General features: G+C 69.2%; 10 protein-coding genes. 7 read left to right on the top strand and 3 right to left on the bottom strand.

The annotated features are described in order from the left end of the window. The first annotated feature begins 4 nt into the window (after positions 1-4). The 3 genes from BEI_RS14180 (at position 5) to BEI_RS14170 (ending at position 5,351) form a co-directional block, all read left to right on the top strand. Positions 5-619, top strand: a complete 615-nt coding sequence (locus BEI_RS14180; protein ID WP_097790130.1) for a response regulator transcription factor — start codon at positions 5-7, stop codon at positions 617-619. A 148-nt stretch (positions 620-767) separates the two neighbouring features. Then, positions 768-4,955 (top strand): retention module-containing protein, encoded by a 4,188-nt coding sequence (locus BEI_RS14175; protein ID WP_153045798.1) that lies wholly within the window; start codon positions 768-770, stop codon positions 4,953-4,955. 18 nt (positions 4,956-4,973) lie between these two features. Continuing rightward, a complete protein-coding gene (locus tag BEI_RS14170) occupies positions 4,974-5,351 on the top strand; it encodes a tryptophan synthase subunit beta like protein (protein WP_227644484.1) in 378 nt (125 codons plus the stop codon). A gap of 25 nt (positions 5,352-5,376) precedes the next feature. Here BEI_RS14170 and BEI_RS14165 read toward each other — a convergent pair whose 3' ends face one another. From BEI_RS14165 to BEI_RS14155, 3 genes are all read right to left on the bottom strand, one after another. Then, complete coding sequence (locus BEI_RS14165; protein ID WP_097790127.1) at positions 5,377-7,296, bottom strand: bifunctional diguanylate cyclase/phosphodiesterase; 1,920 nt, start codon at positions 7,294-7,296, stop codon at positions 5,377-5,379. A 67-nt stretch (positions 7,297-7,363) separates the two neighbouring features. Further along, positions 7,364-7,891 (bottom strand): transglutaminase-like cysteine peptidase, encoded by a 528-nt coding sequence (locus BEI_RS14160; protein ID WP_338035682.1) that lies wholly within the window; start codon positions 7,889-7,891, stop codon positions 7,364-7,366. Between the two features lie 272 nt (positions 7,892-8,163). Then, entirely contained in the window at positions 8,164-8,847 is a 684-nt protein-coding gene (locus BEI_RS14155) for an arylesterase (protein WP_097790125.1), read from the bottom strand. On the opposite strand from BEI_RS14155, the gene BEI_RS14150 reads away from it, so the two are divergent. From BEI_RS14150 to BEI_RS14135, 4 genes are read left to right on the top strand one after another with little or no spacing between them, the layout of a single operon-like run. Beyond that, the gene (locus BEI_RS14150; RefSeq protein ID WP_379802259.1) at positions 8,846-9,562 is read left to right on the top strand and encodes an ABC transporter ATP-binding protein; all 717 of its coding nucleotides are present in this window, start codon (positions 8,846-8,848) and stop codon (positions 9,560-9,562) included. The genes BEI_RS14155 and BEI_RS14150 overlap by 2 nt on opposite strands. Beyond that, positions 9,559-12,138, top strand: a complete 2,580-nt coding sequence (locus tag BEI_RS14145) for an ABC transporter permease (RefSeq protein ID WP_097790123.1) — start codon at positions 9,559-9,561, stop codon at positions 12,136-12,138. The genes BEI_RS14150 and BEI_RS14145 overlap by 4 nt, the downstream gene beginning before the upstream one ends. 27 nt (positions 12,139-12,165) lie before the next feature. Then, a complete protein-coding gene (locus BEI_RS14140; protein WP_097790122.1) occupies positions 12,166-13,590 on the top strand; it encodes a polyphosphate kinase 2 in 1,425 nt (474 codons plus the stop codon). Positions 13,591-13,624: 34 nt separating this feature from the next. Further along, positions 13,625-15,037 carry a hypothetical protein gene (locus BEI_RS14135; protein WP_097790121.1) on the top strand — a complete coding sequence of 471 codons (1,413 nt, stop codon included), beginning with the start codon at positions 13,625-13,627 and terminating at the stop codon, positions 15,035-15,037. The last annotated feature ends 47 nt before the right edge of the window (positions 15,038-15,084 follow it).

Raw genomic sequence — 15,084 nt, 5'->3', positions numbered from 1 at the left:
TCGCATGGAACAGACGCTTATCGTGGTTCATGGGGAAGAGACGCTCCCGCGCTGGCAGGCCGCCTTCCCGGAAGGCGAGTGCGGCACGGTAGAACAGGCCCGGTCGCAGATGGGGAGCAGCGGCCTGGTCTGGGTTTCCGAGCGAGTCGATGAGTGGCCGATGCTGGTACGGCAGTGGAGTCAACGGGGAGCGGCGGTCGTGGTGCTCTCCTACCGACCCAATCAGGCTCAGGGGCTCGAGGCCCTGGAGGCTGGCGCCCGGGGCTATGTGCATGCCCTGGCCAATCCCGAGGTGTTGCACCGCGTGGCCACGGTGGTGACCCATGAGGGGCTCTGGGTAGGGCCGGAGCTGGTCTCCCGCGTCGTCGGCGCCGGCTTCAGTGCCTTGGGCGGCGCCCCCCGGGGCAGTCAGCAAGGGCTTGAGCGCCTGACCGAGCGCGAGCGCGCCGTGGCCTTGGCCGTGGCGGAAGGCCAGAGCAACAAGGAGGTGGCTCGGCACCTGGCGATCAGCGATCGCACCGTCAAGTGCCACCTCAGCGCCATCTTCCGCAAGCTGGAGGTGCGAGATCGCATGCAGCTGGTGCTGCACCTCTCCCGATCGGAGACCGTCGATGCCTGATCGGTCCCGCCCTATCGCAGCGATGGCCGCCTAGGCCATCGGTACGATAGGTTTCCTTCCTCGCCTTGCATAGCATCTTTTATCAGTAATACAAGGACCAAGGCCGCCCGCTCGGCACGGTCAAGGCTTATGCAAAGGAAAATTCGTTATGGCAATGCCAACCATTCAATCGATTACCGGTCAGGCCTGGGCGCGAGACGCCGATGGCAACCTGAGGGAGTTGAGCGTCGGCGACCTCCTGCGAGAGGGCGAGGTGCTGGTTACCTCCGATAACGGCATCGTACACCTCGACTTCCATGATGGCCTGGCGCCCGTGGCTATCGAGGGTGGTCAGGAAGTCGCCATGACACCCGAGGTGGATGCCGAGACCTCGCCGGATGTGGAGGCCAGCAGCGTCCAGGATGCCGATCTGGAGGCCCTGCTGACCGCGCTGAACGAGGGCGAAGGTGACCTGCTCGAAGGCTTGGAGGCTACCGCCGCCGGTGGCGGTGGTGGTCCGGGCGCCGGAAGCGGACATGATTTCGTGCGCCTGGCGCGTATCATCGAGGAGACTCCGGAGGCCGGGCTGGCCTTGGGCAATGCCCAGGAGGGCGAGGATTCCGACCCACCCACCACACCCGAGCCGGTTGCTCTCGAGGTGACGCAGCTCGACCCCGAGCCCGAGCCGGAGCCCGAACCGGAACCGGAGCCGGAACCCGAGCCGGAGCCGGAGCCGGAGCCGGAACCCGAGCCGGAGCCCGAGCCGGAGCCCGAACCGGAGCCGGAACCCGAACCCGAACCGGAGCCGGAACCCGAGCCCGAACCGGAACCCGAACCCGAACCGGAGCCGGAACCTGAGCCCGAACCGGAACCCGAACCGGAGCCCGAGCCCGAGCCCGATACTCAGTCTCCAGGCGTGACCGTGACCCTGCAGGGGGCCGGCGAGGACGGCGTTTTCAATCGGGAAGAGATCGGCGAAGACGGCACCGTGACCACCCTGGTGACCCTGGAGGAAGGCACCGAGTTGGGCGATTCCCTGGTGGTCACAGACGACAAGGGCAATGAGCTGTTCAATGGGGACGTCACCCAGGCGATGCTCGATGACGGCCTGAGTATCGAGGTGGCGGTGACCACTGCTGATACCGAGGTCAGCGTTGTCGCCACAATCATGGATGCGGCCGGCAATCGGGCTAGCGATCAGGACAGCAAGGGGCTCGACACCGAGGCCGACGCCAGCATCGGCATCGATCCCCTCACCGGCGACGACGTGATCAACGGCGACGAAGCCACCCAGACCATCACCGTGACCGGCAGCGTCGGCGGCGACGCCGGCGAGGGCGACACCGTGACCCTCACCGTGGGCGGCAACGACTACACCGGCACGGTGGACGCCGACGGCAACTACGCCATCGAGGTGCCGGGCGGCGTGCTGGCCGACCACGACCGGGTCGAGGCCAGCGTCAGCGGCGAGGACGACGCCGGCAACGCCTACGGGGCCGAGGCCGAGCGCGACTACGCCGTCGACACCGAGGCCGACGCCAGCATCGGCATCGATCCCCTCACCGGCGACGACGTGATCAACGGCGACGAAGCCGGCCAGCCGATCAGCGTGACCGGCAGCGTCGGCGGCGACGCCGGCGAGGGCGACACCGTCACCCTCACCGTGGGCGGCAACGACTACACCGGCACGGTGGACGCCGACGGCAACTACGCCATCGAGGTGCCGGGCGGCGTGCTGGCCGACCACGACCGGGTCGAGGCCAGCGTCAGCGGCGAGGACGACGCCGGCAACGCCTACGGGGCCGAGGCCGAGCGCGACTACGCCGTCGACACCGAGGCCGACGCCAGCATCGGCATCGATCCCCTCACCGGCGACGACGTGATCAACGGCGACGAAGCCACCCAGACCATCACCGTGACCGGCAGCGTCGGCGGCGACGCCGGCGAGGGCGACACCGTGACCCTCACCGTGGGCGGCAACGACTACACCGGCACGGTGGACGCCGACGGCAACTACGCCATCGAGGTGCCGGGCGGCGTGCTGGCCGACCACGACCGGGTCGAGGCCAGCGTCAGCGGCGAGGACGACGCCGGCAACGCCTACGGGGCCGAGGCCGAGCGCGACTACGCCGTCGACACCGAGGCCGACGCCAGCATCGGCATCGATCCCCTCACCGGCGACGACGTGATCAACGGCGACGAAGCCGGCCAGCCGATCAGCGTGACCGGCAGCGTCGGCGGCGACGCCGGCGAGGGCGACACCGTCACCCTCACCGTGGGCGGCAACGACTACACCGGCACGGTGGACGCCGACGGCAACTACGCCATCGAGGTGCCGGGCGGCGTGCTGGCCGACCACGACCGGGTCGAGGCCAGCGTCAGCGGCGAGGACGACGCCGGCAACGCCTACGGGGCCGAGGCCGAGCGCGACTACGCCGTCGACACCGAGGCCGACGCCAGCATCGGCATCGATCCCCTCACCGGCGACGACGTGATCAACGGCGACGAAGCCGGCCAGCCGATCAGCGTGACCGGCAGCGTCGGCGGCGACGCCGGCGAGGGCGACACCGTCACCCTCACCGTGGGCGGCAACGACTACACCGGCACGGTGGACGCCGACGGCAACTACGCCATCGAGGTGCCGGGCGGCGTGCTGGCCGACCACGACCGGGTCGAGGCCAGCGTCAGCGGCGAGGACGACGCCGGCAACGCCTACGGGGCCGAGGCCGAGCGCGACTACGCCGTCGACACCGAGGCCGACGCCAGCATCGGCATCGATCCCCTCACCGGCGACGACGTGATCAACGGCGACGAAGCCACCCAGACCATCACCGTGACCGGCAGCGTCGGCGGCGACGCCGGCGAGGGCGACACCGTGACCCTCACCGTGGGCGGCAACGACTACACCGGCACGGTGGACGCCGACGGCAACTACGCCATCGAGGTGCCGGGCGGCGTGCTGGCCGACCACGACCGGGTCGAGGCCAGCGTCAGCGGCGAGGACGACGCCGGCAACGCCTACGGAGCCGAGGCCGAGCGCGACTACGACGTCGATGTCAGTGCGCCTACCGTCGATGTCACCCTGGGTAACCAGGGTGAGCCGCTGATCGAGGGAGCGTCGACCGCGATTACCATTGCCTTCAGCGAGATCGCTCACGGAGCGGACGGGGGTGAGCCGCTGACGGCTGAGCAGGTAGCCGAGTTGCTGCAGCTTGATGGACTGGAGCTGGAGGGTGAGCTGAGTCAGGATGGCGCCGACTCGACACTCTGGACCGGTACCGTGGTCGCGACCGGGGAGCCCGGAGAAGATGCCACCGCCACCATCGACGACGACAGCTATGCCGATGCCGCCGGCAATCTCGGTAGCGGTGATAGCGACGACTTGCTGGTGGCGACTGCCGAGACCTTCGAGCCGCCGAGTGTCGACGGCATTATCGCTGGGGTCGCGGCCCACACCAGCGGCAATGGCGGGGGCAATGGCAATACCGGCACCTACGCCAACAATGGTCACGGCGGTCGTCTGAAGGGTGATGCCATGGAAGGGAGTGGCTCCACCAAGGGGGCGCCGAAGGATTCGGAGGGGTATTTCGGCGTCGATCATCGCTCCAATGGCCATCAGGATGACCCCGGGATGATCGATGGCCACGAGGCGCTGTTGATCCAGGTCACACAGCCCTTGGAAGCCATGACCTTCTCGATCAAGGGCGAATTGAATGGAGCGACCTACTCGCTTTTCGATAGCGACGGCAATCGCATCGGAGATCCGTCCCCGGTCGAGGCCTCGAATGGTCGAGTGGAGATCACCAGCGACGACTCCTTCAGCTATATCGCCTTCGATGGAAACTCCAGCGGCGACTCGGAGTTCGCCGTCAAGCCCATCGGCTATCTTGCCGAGTCCGGTGAGGCGTTCGTCCATGGAGACGGCGGTGCCAATACCCTCCAAGGCGGAGAGGAGGGGGACGTCCTGATCGGCGGTGCCGGAGACGATCTCCTGATCGGCGAAGAGGGTGACGATGTGTTCCAGTGGCAGCTTGGAGATGAGGGAACCATTGGCGCTCCTGCCACCGATGTGGTCAAGGACTTCGCCGAAGGCGATGATGTGCTGGATGTGGCCGACCTGCTCCAGGGAGAAGAATCGGCGGTCGATCTCAGCAGCTATATCGTCGCCGAACAGGAAGACGGCGATACCGTACTGTACCTGAACTCACAGGGCGAGCTGGGTGGCGACAAGCAAAATGCCGACCAGGTGACGCGTCTGGAGGGCCAGTCCTTCAGTGATTTCGGCGCATCGCCGGGAGATGGTGAAGACCTGATCGCCAAGATGGTGGCCAGTGGTCAACTGAATATCGATCAGTAGAATACGCGTCTTCACCCCTTGCCTAAGATCACCGCCCGGTTGTGCCGGGCGGTTTTTTTGAATGGAATGAACGCCATGTATGTGAAGCGCGATGATAGCGGTAGCATCATCAAGGTCAGCAAGATCGAGGATGAGGACTGTACGGAATTCGTGGAGAGTCGTGATCAGGGGCTGAGAGACTTTCTTGACAGGGCGGGCCAACATGATGAGATGACTCGCTCGGATCTCGACTTCGTTCGCGTGCTGGAAGACGTGATCCATCTACTGATGGACAAGGGGGTGATCCGCTTTACCGACCTGCCGGATGCGGCAAGGGACAAGCTGATAGCGCGGCAGAGCCTGAGGAGTCGCATCAACCATGTGGGTCTGATGGCGGAAGGGGATGACGTCATCTAACGCCGTCCCCCATGCCGGATCATGATCAGGCCATCTGCAGGTCTGGCTGGCGGACGCCGGGGCCGGTGACGCCATCCAGGCCGATGTCGATCACCGTTTCCCATTCGAGATCGTTGCCCACACCTTCGGCGATGGCCAGGATGCCCAGGGAGTGACAGAGCGTTGCCATGCCCCGCACGATGGCCTGCTGCTGGGGGTTGGTATCGATGCCCCGTATCAAGCTGCGGTCGATCTTCAGGTAGGCGAGGCCGCTGTCCTGCAGGTCGCCGAGGCGGGTGAATTCACTGCCGACATGCTCCAGGCCGATGCGGCAGCCCAGCGGCTGCAGCTCTCGACACAGGCTGCGGAAGCTCTCCAGGTCGCGAAGGGCCAACGATTCGGGCAGCTCCAGCCACAGTCGGCCGGCCTCATCGGGGTGCGCCCTGAGCAGCGCGCTGAGTTCGAGCAGGAAATGCGCATCGTGAATCGAGGCCGGAGACAGGTTGACAGCCATCGGCCGTCGCTCCGTCGCAATGGTGGCGATGGCGGTTCTGGTCACCGCCAGATCCAGCTGGCTGGTCAGTTCCAGGCGAGACATCCAGGGCATGAAGGTGCCAGCCGCTCGCCACTCGCCTTCGAGATAGAGCCGTGAGGGAGACTCATGATGGATGAGCGCTCCGTTGTGATCGAGCACCGGGAAGCTGGCGAGTCGCGCCCCCCGGGAGAGAGCTTGAAGCAGGGCGTGACGCCACTCGGCGTGGGTGGTATACAGCAGGTCGCGTCGCTGGGCCTCGACCCACTGCAGGCCCAGATCGCCCTGAGTCTCGGCGGCGGCCAGGGCACCGTCCAGGCCCGCCAGCAGTTCGCCGACCGGGTCGCCGGGAGCATAGTGGCAGAGTGCCGATGGCAGTCCCGGTCCTGCCGAGGCGTCGCCGTGCCGTAGGGCCTTCAGCTCTCCCAGCAGGGCCGATGTCAGAGCCTCGGGGGCTTCGCCGCCGGGGATCAACAAGGCGAAGTCGCTGCCGTTAAGGCGTCCCACGATGCCTCCGCCGTGAGTGTCGCCCAGCCTGCGTAGGCTCTCGCACAATGCCCTCAGTAGCGAGTCGGTACCGGTGCGTCCGAGGGCCTGATTGATCTCCGTCAGACGTGCCAGGCGCACCAACACGAGACAGCCGCTGGCTCGCTCATCGTCGCTTTCCAGATGAGTCGTCAGTTGGGTGAGGAAGGCGTCACGGTTCAGGGCGCCGGTCACTTCATCCTGCTGCACGCGACGGCGTAGCCTGTCGAGCTTGTTGCTCTCATCGCTCAGCATCTGGCGCACCGACGCGGAGAGCTGATTCATGGCCTGCACCACCTGGCGCAACTCTCGGGTTCGGGGCTCGGGGCGGCTAGTGAAGCGACGGGCTCCGATGTCGCTGGCCTGGGAGGTGACCGCCGCGAGGGGGCGGCGGATGGTGTGGACGATCCAGCCGGCGAGCACCAGGCCGATGACGGCGGCCAGTCCGAACCAGGCAATCAGCCGAATGGCGCCATGCCAGAGGGAGTGATAGGCGAAGCTATGATGGCTCTGCAGTGTCAGGCTCCCGTACTGTTGCCAGCCGCTCTGGATCACCGCCCGACTCGGTGGCACTTCGAAGCGTACCAGTTCGATGAACCAGCTCGGCACGCCGTCGATAGTGCCATCCGCCTTGCGACGGGCGATCAATTCCCCCTCGGGATTGCGGAGCTCGATCAGCTGATAGTGCCCGGTATCGAACTGGGCGGCCATCAACAGCTCGAGGCTCACCGGATCCTGGCTCAACTGGCTCATGGAGAGTGCCAGGGCATTGACGTTATCGCTGTTCTTGACGCGGATTTCCTGCTCGGTGTAATCCCTCAGCACCGTCAGGCCCACGGCCAGGCTCCCCCCCAAGGTCAGGAGCAGGATGGAAAGAACAGTTAACCAAAGGTGTTTGATCAGCGACATGGGGGCCACTCCCTGGCGGTTTTCCGCGTTGATTCGATGGCATGTCTGGTAAGGGGGTGGGGTGACATCATAGGAAACCCTGCTCCTGCATTCGGGTCAGCACGCTGCTCCAACGGGACAGGCGCTGAGCCGGGTTGGCACGTGACTGTGTCGAACCGCCGGCCCAGAGGCCATCGCTGTTGAAGCTGAAGATGGGGTCCAGATCGACTCGCTGAGACGCAGGGGTAATCGAGGGCACTAGATTGTCGAGGATCAAGGGTTCGCTGGCGGGCGTCTCGTAGTAGCCGAGCACCATATGGGCCTGGGTGATCTGGCTGCGGCCGATGCGTGCTCGAACATAGATCAGGCGCAACGTCCGCGTCGGTACGCCAAGGCGGTTCAGGGTGATGTACTTGGCGATGGAATAATCCTCACAGTCGCCTTCGGCTCTGCCCATGGTCTCCAGTGGTGTGGCCCAGTAATCCTCATGACCCCAGATATCGATATCCTCCAGCCAGAGGATGCGGCGATTGAAGAAGTCATTGGTATCGCGAAGCTGGGTCCGTAATGGTTGGGATGTCAGGCGGTCGAGCAGGCGGAACCACTCTTCCAGCATGGCACGGCCGCGACCGCCATAGCGCGAGTGCATGGTGAGGCGCAACTGGGCAGGGTTGAGGCTACCCGTTGCCCGGCTTGACCATCCTCCCAGGAGGGGCGTGGCCGTAAAGGCCAGGCCGGCGCCGAGAAAGCCTCGGCGCGAGCAGCACAAGGAAGAGTGAGGTGGCTGGGCCATGGTAGAGGTGGTCCATCTCGCAAACGGCGCCAGGCATGTGGCGCCGCGAGGCTGCCCAGCTCTACCGGGGACTATCGGCAGTGGAGCGGCCGGCTTTAGTGCGCTGCTTCGGTTTGGGCCAGGTCGGCCTCCAGCAGGGGGGCCAGCGCCGGCCAGACATTGGCCAGGATGGCGGGCTGGGCCGCCGCCGTGGGGTGGATGCCGTCGGCCTGCATGAGCCCGTGGTCCAGGGCGACCCCCTCCAGGAGGAAGGGCACCAGCGGCACAGAGTAGCGATCCGCCAGCCGCTGGAAGACCCCGGTGAAGGCGTCGCGGTAGGCCGGGCCGTAGTTGGGCGGGACGTCGATGCCGAGCAGCAGCACCTCGGCCCCGGCGGCCCGGCTGGCCTCGATCATCGTCGCCAGGTTGGCGCGCAGCTGGCCGGGCGGCAGGCCGCGCAGTCCATCGTTGCCGCCGAGTTCCAACAGAACGATATCCGGGGCATGCTGTCGGAGCAGCTCGGGGAGACGCGCCGCACCGCCGCTGCTGGTCTCCCCGCTGATGCAGGCGTTGACCACCCGGGCCTTGCCGTCGAGCCGCTCGGCGAGCAGGTGCACCCAGCCGGCCTCGCGTTCGATGCCATAGGCGGCGCTCAGGCTGTCGCCCATCACCAGCACCAGGGGGCGCTCGGCCGCCGCCAGGGGGGCGGCCGCCAGCAGCATCGCCAGCAGGCCCCACAGGAACACGGGGATGAGGCCTCGAGTTCCTCGGGATCGACCAACAGGGATGCGCTTTCTCATGTCCAACTCCTTGCCAGGAAACCGTTCTCCGATTCTGCACGCCGCTCACCTGACCAAGCGGGTGGAAAGCGGCGAGCGCTCACTGACCATTCTGAGTGATCTCGACCTCGAGGTGTTCCCCGGGGAGTCCCTGGCCATCCTCGGGCAGAGCGGCGCGGGCAAGTCGACCCTGCTCGGCCTGCTGGCCGGACTGGACGCCCCGAGCGCCGGGGAACTGCGGCTGTTCGGCGAGTCGCTGGGGGAGCTGGACGAGGACGGGCGGGCCGCCCTGCGGGCCGGCCGCGTGGGCTTCGTCTTCCAGAACTTCCAGCTGCTGCCGACCCTGACCGCCCTGGAGAACGTCCTGCTTCCCCTCGAGCTCGCCCCGGGGGCCGATGCCGAGGCCCGGGCCCGCGACTGGCTGGGCCGCGTGGGCCTCGGCGAGCGCCTGGATCACCTGCCCAAGCAGCTGTCCGGCGGCGAGCAGCAGCGGGTGGCCCTGGCCCGGGCCTTCGTGACCGGCGCCGAGCTGGTGTTCGCCGACGAGCCCACCGGCAACCTGGATCCGGCCACCGGCGAACGCATCATCGACACCCTCTTCGCCCTGAACCGCGAGGCAGGCACCACCCTGGTGCTGGTCACCCACGACCGGGCCCTGGCCCGCCGCTGCGATCGTTGCCTGGAACTCGTCGAGGGACGGCTGCGGGTGGCCGAGGCCGAGGAACTCGGGGCATGAGGGGCCGTCACCTGCACGCGCTGCGGCTGTCCTGGCGGGGGCTCGGGCGCGACCTGAGGGCCGGGGACGTGCGCGCGCTCTTCCTGGCGCTGACCCTGGCGGTGGCCGCCGCCACCATGATCGGCTTCTTCCTCGATCGCCTCGAGCGCGGCCTGACCCGCCAGGCCGGCCAGCTGCTGGGCGGCGACATCGTCCTCGAGCAGTCGCGGCCCTTCGAGGCCGAACTGCGCACGGCCCTGGAAGGCGCCGGCCTGACGCTGTCCGACCAGGTGGACATGGTCTCCATGGTCAGCCATGGCGAGGCCTTCCAGCCGGTGAGCGTCAAGGCGGTGGATGACGCCTATCCCCACTATGGGGTGTCCGTGGTCGATCGCGGCGCGGGCACCGAGTCACTGCCCCGCGGTCCCGCCCGGGGCGCGGTCTGGGTCGCCCCGCGCCTGGCCCTGCTGCTCGCCCTGGCGGTCGGCGACGCCCTGCGCCTAGGACAGGCCGAGCTCGTGGTGAGCGGCATCATCGAGCGTGAGGCCGACCCCTCGGCGGGCTTCGGCAGCTTCAATCCGCGCTTGATGATGCACGTCGACGATCTCGAGGCCACCGGCCTGGTGCAGCCCGGCTCGCGCATCGAGTACGAGATCCTGGCCGCCGGTCCCGCCGAGGCCGTGGAGCGGATCACGCCCCGGCTCGAGCGGCTTCGCGCGGCGGGGGTGGAAGTCCGCGACGTGCGCCGGGACCGGCCGCGGCTGGGCAGCGCCCTGGAACGCGCCGATCGCTACCTGAGCCTGGCGGGCCTGGCCGCCGTGCTGCTGGCGGGGGTCGCGGTGGCCATGGCCACCCGTCGTTACGTGGAGCGCCACCTGGACACCGCCGCCCTGCTGCGTTGCTTCGGCGCCTCCCAGGGCGAGCTGGTACGGCTGTTCGCCCTGCAGCTGCTGTGGCTGGCGCTGGCGGCCTCGGCGCTGGGCGCCTTGCTGGGACTGGCCGGCCAGGCGGTCCTGCTGGCGGTGCTCGGCGCGCTGGTGGCGGTGGAGCTGCCGCCCCCCGGGCTCATGCCGCTCGCCCTCGGCGTGCTCACCGCCCTGGCCGTGCTCGCCGGCTTCGCCGGCCCCACCCTGCTGCGCCTGCGGCGGGTCAGCGCCCTGAAGGTGCTGCGCCGGGAGCTGGATCCGCTGCCGGCCTCCGCCTGGGCGGTGGTGGGCGTGGCCGGCCTGGTCTTCGGGGCCTTGCTGTGGCTCTACTCCGGGGATCTCGCGCTGTCGCTGGCCTTGCTCGCCGGCGGGGCCCTGGCCGCGGCGGGGCTCTGGGGCCTGGGCGGGGCGCTGCTGGCCGGCTTGCTCGCGCTCTGCGCGCGGCTGCCGCGAGGCGACGAGGCGGGGCCGTGGCAGGCCCTGCGCCTGGGCGGCCGGCAGCTGGCGCGGCGCCGGGGCAACAGCCTGGGCCAGCTGCTGGCCTTCTCGGTGGCCTTCTTCGCCATGGCCATGATCGCCCTGGTGCGCGGCGACCTGCTCGATGCCTGGCGCGATCAGCTGCCCGAGGACACCCCCAACCACTTCGCCATCAACATCCAGCCCGGCGAGCGTGACGCCTTCGAGGCCGCCCTGGCCGACGCCACCGAGGAGGCGAGCGCCCTCTATCCCATGGTGCGCGGACGGATCACCGCCATCGACGGTCGTCTGCCCCGCGAGGCGGTGCCCGAGGAGGCCAGGGGCGACAACGCCCTGCGTCGCGAGCTCAACCTGACCTGGCGGGCCACCCTGCCCGAGGGCAACCGCCTGGTGGCCGGCGAATGGTTCCAGCCCGACGAGCGCCGGGGCGCCGGGGGCTGGGTCGACGCCGCCGAAGCGGGGCAGGGGGGAACCCGGGTGCCGATCTCGCTGGAGCGCGGCCTGGCCGATCGCCTCGGGCTGAGCCTCGGCGATACCCTGACCTTCACCATCGGCAGCGACGCCATCACCGGCGAGATCGCCAGCCTGCGCGACCTGGACTGGGACAGCTTCCGGCCCAACTTCTACGTGATCTTCCCGCCCGGGGTGCTCGAGCGCTTCGGCCACAGCTTCATCACCGCCTTCCACCTCGCCCCCGGCGACCGGGAGACCCTGGGCGGCCTGGTGCGCGACTTCCCGGGCGTGACCCTGCTCGATGTCGAGGCCATCCTCGAGCGGGTCCGCGAGGTCCTGGCCCAGGTCACCCGGGCGGTGGAGCTGGTGCTGGCCTTCGTACTGCTGGCCGGCGTCAGCGTGCTTCACGCGGCGCTGACCGCGAGCCTGCCGGTCCGTGCCCACGAGGCCGGGTTGCTGCGGGTCTTCGGCGCCGGGAACCGGCTGCTGTCGCGGGTGCAGGGTGCCGAGTATGCCCTGCTGGGGCTGGCCAGCGGCCTGCTCGCCGCGGGGCTGGCGGAACTGGCCGTGGCCGGGCTCTACTGGGGCTGGCTGGAGTTGACGCCGCGCTGGCACCCCTGGCTGTGGCTGGGGCTGCCGCTGGGCGGGGCGCTGCTGGTCGGCGGCATCGGCCATCTGCTGTCCCGGGGACTGCGGCGGCAGGCCCCGGCGGCGAGCCTCGGCCTATTGGGGGAGACATAGTCCCGGGCGTCCATCAGGGAGGAAGGTATGAAGGAATCGCTGCGCTATCGCCTGCTCAGCGCCCAGCTCGAGATGGCCCGCCAGGCCTCGCGCTCGGTGGTGCTGGTGGTCACCGGCCATGCCGCCACCGGCAAGACGGCGCTGATCAACGAGCTCAACCATCGGATGGAGAACCGTCTCACCGAGGTGCATGCCCTGGCGCCGAGCAGCGAGGAACGCGCCCGTCCCTACTGGTGGCGCTACTGGCGCCGCCTCCCGGCGCGGGGGCGGGTCGGGGTCTTCGTGCACGGCTGGTACGGCGATGCCCTCTTCGCCCGAGCGGAGCAGCGGATCGGGCCAGGCGCCTTCCGGGACCACCTGGCGGAGATCCGTGCCTTCGAGGCCGAGCTCGCCGCCGAGGGCATCGCCCTGGTCAAGCTGTGGCTCGACATCGATGCCGAGGAGCAGGGGCGCCACCTCCAGGCCCTGCAGCGAGATCCGTCCCGGGCCTGGCAGGTCAAGGACCATGACTGGCAGCGTCACCTCCAGCATGGGGTGCTGGAGACCCTGGGCCGGGAGATGCGCGAGGCCACCGAGGCCGAGCACGCTCCCTGGCGGCGTCTCGCGGGAGGGCCGCGCCATGCCCCGGCCAAGACGGTGGAGCGTCGTCTGGTGACGGCGATGGCCGGGCCCTTGCCCAGCGTCACCCCTCCGGAGGAGGCGGTCACCCCGCTGGCCGAGGCTCCGCCCCGGCTCGCGGATCTGCCCGTGCCGACGGACAAGGCCATGGACAAGGACGACTACCTCGAGCGTCTGGCCCGAGCCCAGGCTCGACTGGCGGGCAACGCCCGGGAGATCCAGCGCCGTGGCATCCCCGTGGTGCTGGTCTTCGAGGGGCAGGATGCCGCCGGCAAGGGAGGCTGCATCCATCGCCTGACCTCGGCGCTGGATGCGCGCCTCTATCGTGTCCACCGCATCGGCGCCCCCAGCGACGAGGAGCGGGCTCACCCCTGGGCCTGGCGGTTCTGGCGACGCCTGCCCCTGGACGGGCGAGTGGCCATCTTCGACCGCTCCTGGTACGGCCGGGTCCTGGTCGAGCGGGTCGAGGGGTTGGCCTCGCCGGAGGCGTGGCGTCGGGCCTACGGCGAGATCCGCCGCTTCGAGCGCCAGCTGCTGGCCCATGGGGCGGTGCTGGGCAAGCTCTTCCTGGCCGTCGACAAGGACGAGCAGCTGAGGCGCTTCCGGGCTCGGGCCGAGACGCCCCACAAGCGTCACAAGCTCACCGAGGAGGACTGGCGCAACCGCGAGCGCTGGGAGGACTACCGAGAGGCCATCGACGCGATGTTCGCCCATACTCATGGCGTCGATGGGGGCTGGGCCCTGATCGACGCCAACGACAAGCGCCGCGCTCGCCTGGCGGTGCTGGATCACGTCAATCGCCTGCTGGAGGCGCGTCTCGACGCGCCGCGCTGACGTCCCGCGGGCTCGATCATCAGGGAGGTGACGCATGCTCACGACCACGACCCGGATCGCCGCGCTCGCGGCCATGCTGGCCTTGTCCACCGGCCCGGCCCTGGCCGACGCCGAACGCCTCGAGGCCGACCTGCGCGCCCGCTTCGCCGGGACGCCGGGCGAGTTCACCCTCGGCGAGGTGTCCGACAGCCTGCTCGGTGGCCGGACCACCGCCGAGGACCTGAGTTTCGTCGAGCCGGGCGGCGAGCGGGTCAGCGTGGCCCGCTACGTCGTCGAGGGCGACTACGATGCCCCCGATGCCGTGATCCTGGAGGGCTTGAACGTCGAGGCCCGGGGGGAGGACGTGGGACGGATCACCGCCGAGCGGATGCGGGTCGCCGAACCCGAGGGGCCGCTGTTGTGGGGGGAGGGGCGCTCCCTGGAGGAGGCCTTCGTGGCCGCCGAGCTGACCATCGATGGCCTGGCCATGGAAGGGGAGGGCGGCGGAGTTGCCTCCGCCGACGGCAAGAAGCCCCGGCCGGCCCGGGCCGCCTCCCGGGGACGCGTCACCGTCGAGCACCTGCAGGCCGTCGACCTGTCGCGCCGGGCCGTCGGCCGCCTGGAGATGAGCGGCATCGCCGGCGAGTCGGAGGGAGGCGACATCGGCGCCGGCCGCTTCTCGCTGGCCGCCCTGCGGATCGAGGGCCTGCGCCAGCGGGACGGCGAGGAAGAGGATGCCACCCTGGATCGCCTGGAGATGAACGACCTCAGCATCGAGGCCGACCGCCTCGTGGCCGAGCTGGCGAGCCTGAGCGTCGACGGCGACATGACCGACGGCGAGGGGGGCGTCCGGCTGGAGTCGCTCGAGCTGGACCTGGCGAGGATGATCGAGATGGCCCCGCCCGCGGAGCGGACCCAGCTGCGCATGGCCAGCAACGTGCTCACCGGCGGCAGCGGCCGGCTCACCCTGGATGCCGTGTTCGACGGCAACTGGGAGGCCCTCGGCGCCAAGGCCCTGCTGGCCGGAGAGAGCCGGATCAGCGCCGGCGACGCCTTCCGCTGGGATCTCGACGTCGAGCTGCCGGTGCGCCTGCCGGACGGCGTGGAGCCGTCGACCTACCTCGCCCGGATGGACGATCTCGAGGGCGTCACCCTGCTCGGCGGCGAGATCGAGACCACCCTGACCGATCTCGGGCTCTTCGGCCGCATGCCCGCCGTCATGGCGGCCAGCCGGGGGATCGGCGAGGCCCAGTTCCTGGAGCAGGCGCGCACCCAGGCCAAGGGCTTCGGCACCATGCTGGGACCGGAGTTCGGCGCCGTCCTCGACGGCCTGGTGGACATGATGGAGGGCCAGGCCAGTGAATTGATGGTGCACCTGACCCTGCCCGCCGAGAGCGGTGTGGACAGCCTCGCCGCCGACCCGCTGGCCCTGCCGAGCAAGCTGTCGATGCGCGTCGAGACCCGCTGATCCTCAGTCGCCATGGGACCTTGGGATCCTGTGGGAGACAAGCGTCA

The organism is Halomonas beimenensis (genome assembly GCF_002549795.1).
Lineage (GTDB): Bacteria > Pseudomonadota > Gammaproteobacteria > Pseudomonadales > Halomonadaceae > Halomonas > Halomonas beimenensis.
The sequence above is the reverse complement of the archived record's forward strand: the minus strand, read 5'-3'. Positions and strand labels throughout refer to the sequence as shown.

What these genes read in the sequence shown, in the direction of transcription:
- BEI_RS14180 (WP_097790130.1), top strand. Translation starts at nt 5, where the DNA reads ATGGAACAGACGCTTATCGTGGTTCATGGGGAAGAGACGCTCCCGCGC.
- BEI_RS14175 (WP_153045798.1), top strand. Translation starts at nt 768, where the DNA reads ATGGCAATGCCAACCATTCAATCGATTACCGGTCAGGCCTGGGCGCGA.
- BEI_RS14165 (WP_097790127.1), bottom strand. Translation starts at nt 7,296, where the DNA reads ATGTCGCTGATCAAACACCTTTGGTTAACTGTTCTTTCCATCCTGCTC.
- BEI_RS14160 (WP_338035682.1), bottom strand. Translation starts at nt 7,891, where the DNA reads ATGCTGGAAGAGTGGTTCCGCCTGCTCGACCGCCTGACATCCCAACCA.
- BEI_RS14150 (WP_379802259.1), top strand. Translation starts at nt 8,846, where the DNA reads ATGTCCAACTCCTTGCCAGGAAACCGTTCTCCGATTCTGCACGCCGCT.
- BEI_RS14155 (WP_097790125.1), bottom strand. Translation starts at nt 8,847, where the DNA reads ATGAGAAAGCGCATCCCTGTTGGTCGATCCCGAGGAACTCGAGGCCTC.
- BEI_RS14145 (WP_097790123.1), top strand. Translation starts at nt 9,559, where the DNA reads ATGAGGGGCCGTCACCTGCACGCGCTGCGGCTGTCCTGGCGGGGGCTC.
- BEI_RS14140 (WP_097790122.1), top strand. Translation starts at nt 12,166, where the DNA reads ATGAAGGAATCGCTGCGCTATCGCCTGCTCAGCGCCCAGCTCGAGATG.
- BEI_RS14135 (WP_097790121.1), top strand. Translation starts at nt 13,625, where the DNA reads ATGCTCACGACCACGACCCGGATCGCCGCGCTCGCGGCCATGCTGGCC.